At 64.3% G+C, this 5,850-nt stretch carries 6 protein-coding genes and 1 pseudogene; 2 read left to right on the forward strand and 5 right to left on the reverse strand.

All coding sequences use genetic code 11. The annotated features are described in order from the left end of the window. Positions 1-165 (forward strand): annotated as a pseudogene (locus BM419_RS31835) (IS5/IS1182 family transposase); the annotation flags it as partial. A 327-nt stretch (positions 166-492) separates the two neighbouring features. On the opposite strand, the gene BM419_RS31245 reads toward BM419_RS31835, so the two are convergent. The 4 genes from BM419_RS31245 to BM419_RS31260 all read right to left on the reverse strand — a co-directional run bounded on the left by BM419_RS31245 (position 493) and on the right by BM419_RS31260 (position 4,480). Then, positions 493-978, reverse strand: a complete 486-nt coding sequence (locus BM419_RS31245) for a response regulator (protein WP_020095768.1) — start codon at positions 976-978, stop codon at positions 493-495. Between the two features lie 343 nt (positions 979-1,321). Further along, positions 1,322-2,374: an HD-GYP domain-containing protein gene (locus BM419_RS31250; RefSeq protein ID WP_244540940.1), complete on the reverse strand. Its 1,053-nt coding sequence runs from the start codon at positions 2,372-2,374 to the stop codon at positions 1,322-1,324. A 59-nt stretch (positions 2,375-2,433) separates the two neighbouring features. Beyond that, positions 2,434-2,781: a hypothetical protein gene (locus tag BM419_RS31255; protein WP_020095770.1), complete on the reverse strand. Its 348-nt coding sequence runs from the start codon at positions 2,779-2,781 to the stop codon at positions 2,434-2,436. Positions 2,782-2,788: 7 nt separating this feature from the next. Further along, positions 2,789-4,480: a methyl-accepting chemotaxis protein gene (locus BM419_RS31260; RefSeq protein WP_091928742.1), complete on the reverse strand. Its 1,692-nt coding sequence runs from the start codon at positions 4,478-4,480 to the stop codon at positions 2,789-2,791. A gap of 582 nt (positions 4,481-5,062) precedes the next feature. Between BM419_RS31260 and BM419_RS31265 the strand changes: the two genes are divergently transcribed. After that, complete coding sequence (locus BM419_RS31265; RefSeq protein WP_244540941.1) at positions 5,063-5,491, forward strand: Ros/MucR family transcriptional regulator; 429 nt, start codon at positions 5,063-5,065, stop codon at positions 5,489-5,491. An 83-nt stretch (positions 5,492-5,574) separates the two neighbouring features. On the opposite strand, the gene BM419_RS31270 is transcribed toward BM419_RS31265, so the two are convergent. Then, on the reverse strand, positions 5,575-5,850 hold a 276-nt coding region (locus BM419_RS31270), incomplete at its 5' end, for an integrase core domain-containing protein (RefSeq protein WP_139257191.1).

Consider the following 5,850-nt stretch of genomic DNA (forward strand, 5'->3'; position numbering starts at 1 on the left):
CACCCCTTCGGCACGCTGAAGGCACGGATGGGGGCGACGCACTTCTTGACCAAGACCTTGCCGCGCGTCTCGACCGAGATGGCACTCCAGGTCCTGGCCTACAATCTGACGCGGGTTCTCAACATCATGGGAAGCCGGAAGCTCTTGGCAGCGATCCCCGCCTGAGTGAAGGCCTTTGATCGTTCACCGAGGGGCTGAAAAGCCGTCCAGCAGCGCCTTCAACTCAAACGGATGCGCGACCACAAAGGGTCGATCCAAACGGTGGAGCGCCTATTCTCGCAAAATTGGGCGGCACCCCAGCACAAAGCCGATTCTCGGCGTTTTAACACGGCCTGGGTCGGTCGCGGGAGGACCCCTCTGGGTAGATTTCAGTCAGCTCAGGTTCTGAAAGTCGTCAAAGAGGATATCGCCGTCCCGCCCACTCGCCGCCCGCACCGACATTGTGGCAGCCAAGCCGAATGTGTTCAGACTTAGCCGGCCTGACGGCCGGGGCTACGTTTTGTCCGGCTCGGTCGTGGGAGCTGCGACAACGCCCATCCCGCTGCCCATCTCCGTCCCGGTATGGGGCGGCACGCCGCTCGGGAGCACGGGAGCGCCTGAGGGCTCGTCCTGTACCTGTGCGAGGCCGGCTTCCACCTCATGGATGAGGTCTGCAAAGTCGTAGGGCTTGCTGAGCAGTCGCGTGCCCGGCGGCAACTCCTCTCGGAGATCTGATCCGGCTCCCGAGGTGACGATAATGCCGACAGTGGGCCAACGGTGATGAACGAGGTGGGCAAGGGCAACACCATCGCCCACGATGCCGCGTCCAGTGATCAGCATGCTCACAGGCATCGGTCCTTCGAGAACCGCCAGCGCCTCGGCGGCTGTGCGGACCTCTATGGTCTGGAAGCCGACGTCTTCCAGCATGTCGGCCGTGACCATACGGACGACCTCATCAGCCTCCGCGATGAGGATGGCTAAAGGCCTGCTGTTAGCCAAAACCGTGCTCCGTATGATCAGGCCGGGAGCGCTCACCGCTCTCAGGCACTGACGGCCGGGTCCGAAGCCAGTGATGATCCCTTATGCGCTATTTATTCGCCCAGGGCGATGACCGTGGTTTGTGGCGGCTCGTCACCTACGGGCGTACCCTGGCAAGTCCGCCTTCCCCGAACTGACGTCGCCGGGCTGTCGATGAATGGCGGCTTTCGGGAAGCGTCAATGCCGATCTGTACGGCCCGAGTGGGTCGGTCGCGGAATGACCGGAAAGGGTGGAAAGCCGGCGGTCCGCTCTGGAACAGCAAGCGCATCGGAGCGGACGTCGCGGTCCCACCCAATTCCGACCCTAAGCCGCAGCAGTGCCGGCCGGATCAAACGTGGTCATCACTGGGCGGAACGCCGTGACCAGATCAGGGTCGAGCCGGCCTGTCATAGACTGCACGATCCCGTAGGCCTGCCTTCCCGGCATCGGTGCCCGGTACGGCCGCCGCTCGATCAGCGCGCCGTAAATGTCGCAGATCGTTACCAGCCGGACGAGGTCCGAGATCTCAGGTGCCCGCAGCCCGTCCGGGTAGCCGGAGCCATCGAGCATCTCGTGATGCGAGCGGACCACCTGCAGCATCTCCCGCGAGAAGCCGCTATCCACCAGCATGTCGTAGCCCAGCGCCGCGTGCGTCCGCATCACCGTCATCTCTTCGTCGGTGAGCCGCCCGGGCTTGTTCAGGATCGCGGTCGAGATCCGGGTTTTGCCGACGTCGTGCAGCAGCGCCGCCTTGGTCAGGCGGTAGCTGTCCAGATCGGCAAACCCGAGCTTCGCCGCGAACGCGGCGGCGAGACCAGTGACGATCAGGCAGTGCCGGTGCGTGGCCTCGTCGAAGCGCTGTACCGCCCCGATCCACTCGCGGAGGCCACAATGCTGCACGGCTCGGGCGATCAGGCCGGTGCCGGTGCTCGCGAGCTCGGGCGTGACCATCTGGCCGGAGAAGAAGGTCCTGTCGAAGAACTGCCGGGCCTCGTCCGCCATCCGGGCAGCGACGGCGGAGCCACCGAACTCCAGAAGGCGGTCGATCCGAGCCAGCAGGCGCTCAAGCATGGTCAGGGCCGGGAGGATGTCGGTCGGAGCGAGGAGTCGAGCCTGGGCTTCGGCGCGAGCGGCGTTACCGTGGGTCAGGAACAGGAAAGGGGCGCCGGCCGCGCGCAGCGGCTCTAGCATCCGCTGCAGGCGCGCGATCGCCTCGGAGGTAAGCTGAGCGACGTCGCCGACGATCAGATCCGGCTGCACCGACGGCAGGCTGTCATCGTACAGGTCCTGGACGGTACAGCGCCGGGTCGGGCCGAGGGAACGCGCAAGGCGACCGGTCCGGGCCAGGTCGTCGGAGATCAACAACAGCCTGCCCAAGCCGGCCTCCATCTGATGCTGGGGCCGGTCTTACGTCCGGCCCGAAGTCGTGAGCGCAGTCAGAGGGTCGCTGGGTACCGCTGCGCTAGGCCGGCGAGGCCGTGCACGGTGTGAGCGAAGCTCTGCGCCGTGTTGGCGAGGCTCTCGGTCTTGATGACGAAGTCTCGCAGGGCTTCACGCATGTCCGGATCCCGGAGACCGAGCTTGATCAACGTGAGATCCAGATCCTCGATCGCGCGTTCCAAGGCGCAAGTCAGTTCGAGCAGCCTGTCGCCACCTGCTTGGATGTGAGGGGCTCGGGGGCCGAGATCCGCGCCACGTTCGTGCGCGGCGGCTAAGTCCGCGTGCAGTCGGTCGAACTGGTGCGTGCCGTGAGGCCGGACCGGGAGGGCGAGGATCTCGACCATAGCCATCTCAGGCGGCGCGGACGGTGGCGAGGAAGCGGGCGACCTCGGCACCGAGATGCTCGGATTGCCGCGACAGCTCCGAGGCCGCCGACAGGACCTGCGAGGCCGCAGCCCCCGTCTCCTCCGAAGCCTGCGCCACGCCGGCGATGTTGCCCGTCACTTCGTTCGTCCCCGCCGAGGCCTGCGCCACGTTGCGCACGATCTCCTGTGTCGCCGCACCCTGCTCCTCGACGGCCGCCGCGATCGACGTCGCCACGCTGTCGATCTCCCGGATCCGCCCGGTGATCCCGCCGATCGCCGTCACCGCCTGCGCGGTCACACCCTGGACCTCGCCGATCTGACGGCTGATCTCTTCCGTCGTTTTGGCAGTCTGGTCGGCGAGCGCCTTCACCTCGGTGGCCACGACCGCGAAACCCCGACCCGCGGCACCCGCCCGCGCCGCCTCGATCGTGGCGTTGAGCGCCAGCAGGTTGGTCTGGGCGGCGATCCCCGAGATCATCCCGACCATGTCGCCGATCCGCGCGGCGTTCTGACTGAGCGCCTGGACGAGGTGGGCGGTCTGGTCGGCTTCGCCGACCGCGGCCTGGGCGAGGTGGGCCGAGCCGGTCACCTGCCGGCCGATCTCCTGCACGGAGGAGCCGAGCTCCTCGGCCGCGGCCGCGACCGTGTTGACGTTGGTCGACGCCTCCTCGGCGGCCGCGGCCACGCTGGTCGATTGCGCAGCGGTCTCCTCGGCGGTGGCGGTCATCTGCTGGGCGGTGGCCTGGAGCTCGGTGGCCGAGGACGAGACCAAGCCGACGATCCCGCCGACGGCGCGCTCGAAGCCGTCGGCAAGCTCGATCATGGTGCGCTTGCGCTCGGCAGCCGCGGCCGCGTCGGCGCGGCGTTTCACCTCGGCCTCCTCGGCGGCCTTGCGGGCGACCATGGCCTTGATGCCCTCGACCGCCTGGCCGACGGCGCCGATCTCGTCGCCGCGGGTGGCCTCGCGGATCTCGGCATCGACCTCGCCGTGGGCCATCCGCTGTAGCACCCCCACCAGGCTGCCCAGCGGGCGGGTGATGCCGAAGATCACGATCAGGGCGGACAGCAGGGCGGCGCCGACGAGGCCGGCCGCGGAGGCGCCGATCAGCACGATCCTGGCGGTGCTCACCGCCTGCTCGGCATCGTCGCGCGCCTGCCGCAGCTCGGCGTTGAGGACATCGACCCGTTCCTGCACGAACTCGCGCATCTTTTTGCGCGAAGCCGCAGCGTCGATCAGGAGAGCCTTGGTCGCGCCGTCGTTGTCGTTCTTCAGGCCGAGAGCGGTTGCCCGATCCTGCGCGGCATAGAACTCCTCCAGGATGGTCTTGAGCGTCTGATTGGCGGCTTTGCGCTCTGGTGTGTCGGCCAAGGAGATCAGGGTTTCGGTGGCCTCTTTAGTAGCCTTCAACGTGGCGTCGTAGCGAGCCTTGTAGGCGGCCATCTCCGCCTCACGGGTCTCAAGGATGAGATTGCGTGACTGAATGGCGAGTTCGTTGACATGGGATCGCAAGCTCAGGATCCTTTCGAGCCGAACAGCTTGCAGGTCGACGATCGTGCGGGTTTGCTTGGCAAGTGCGTCGAGGCATGTAATCGCATAGACCATCAATCCCGCGGCAATGAACGCCATTAAGGCGAGCGGCACGATAGCCTTGATGATGATTTTCGAACTGCGCAGCATGGATATGCCCTAGACCGACTAATCCCGATCAGATCATATGGTCCGCCGCATATTACTAAAAATCTAACGTTTTCAAATTTTAAGATTGTCGACTTCTAGGAATGATTTATTCGGAGTCGATCTCATATTGAGTGCATTTGAATCCGTGCGCGCGTCGGGTCTCGAACATTATCGAAGAAGGTCGGGCATATTCACGCTCCGGACTCGGGTGGGAAATCATCCGGATATGACAGATCGATCTCGCGCGCCGCCGCTTCCCGGCAGTCGGCCGGGATAAAGCTGGTGCGACCCATGACGCCCCAGAAAGCACTCGAAGCCCCCCCCGCGCTCGCGACATGCGCGCTACGGCACCCTGCGTTGGACAGCAATCATCGCAATGTCATCCAAGCGACAATCTTCGTGGCCCTCAGCACTCTTTCGTCTGCGATTTCAAGCAATAGTATTTGTGAAAGATCATGACCTCATCTTAAATGATTGTATTTTAAATAATCTCACTATTCATGGATGAAGTTTAACGTTCGAATCTTTTCTCCCGCGCGTATAGTCAATTCACGACGCGAACGTACGGGAGTGAACATACCGATGGATACTGACGCAGTCTTTGCAGGAAACAGCCACCTCGATTGCGGCGAGATGACCGCTAACTTAGTGGCGGCGTATGTGTCGCACAATCGCGTCGCAGCCTTGGAGGTGCCTGCACTGATTACGGCGATGGCTGCGGCCTTCACCGGTCTTCAAACTTCCGATCAGTCGGCTGTGTCGGGAAGCAGAAGGGTTACACCGACCCAGATCCGAGCGTCGATTAGGCACGAGGCGTTAATCAGCTTCGAGGACGGCAAGCCGTACAAGACGATCAAGCGGCATCTGACGGCGTGTGGCCTGACGCCGGAAACGTACCGAGCTAAGTGGGGCCTGCCAAGCGACTACCCGATGGTGGCGCCTGCCTACGGGGCCGAACGGTCCAGGATCGCCAAAAGCTTGGCTATGGGTCGACCTCGGATCGGCCGCTAATCGGAAGCGCTCGACGGCCCCGGGGCGACTGGGTTGGGTCGATAGGGGGTGATCGGCCCCCACGAGGTGGTCCAAGGTCAAAGTTAGTGCAGTGTCGGTCGCTGGACCACGGCGAGCTTGGCCGGTGCAGCCGGCCAAGCGGCTATAGCTGGCACGAACACCTCTGGCGCGGGCGGCCGGTAGCCCAATGCGCCATGCGGCCGAACCGTATTGTAGTGCCGTCGCCAGCCCTCGATCATGATCTGCGCCTCCTTGAGCGTGTAAAAAATCTCGCCATTCAGCAGCTCGTTGCGTATCTGTGCGTTGAAGCTCTCGACATATCCGTTCTCCCACGGCGAGCCAGGGCTGATGTAGGCCGT

The sequence above is a fragment of the Methylobacterium sp. yr668 genome, assembly GCF_900116245.1.
In the GTDB taxonomy this organism is placed as follows: domain Bacteria; phylum Pseudomonadota; class Alphaproteobacteria; order Rhizobiales; family Beijerinckiaceae; genus Methylobacterium.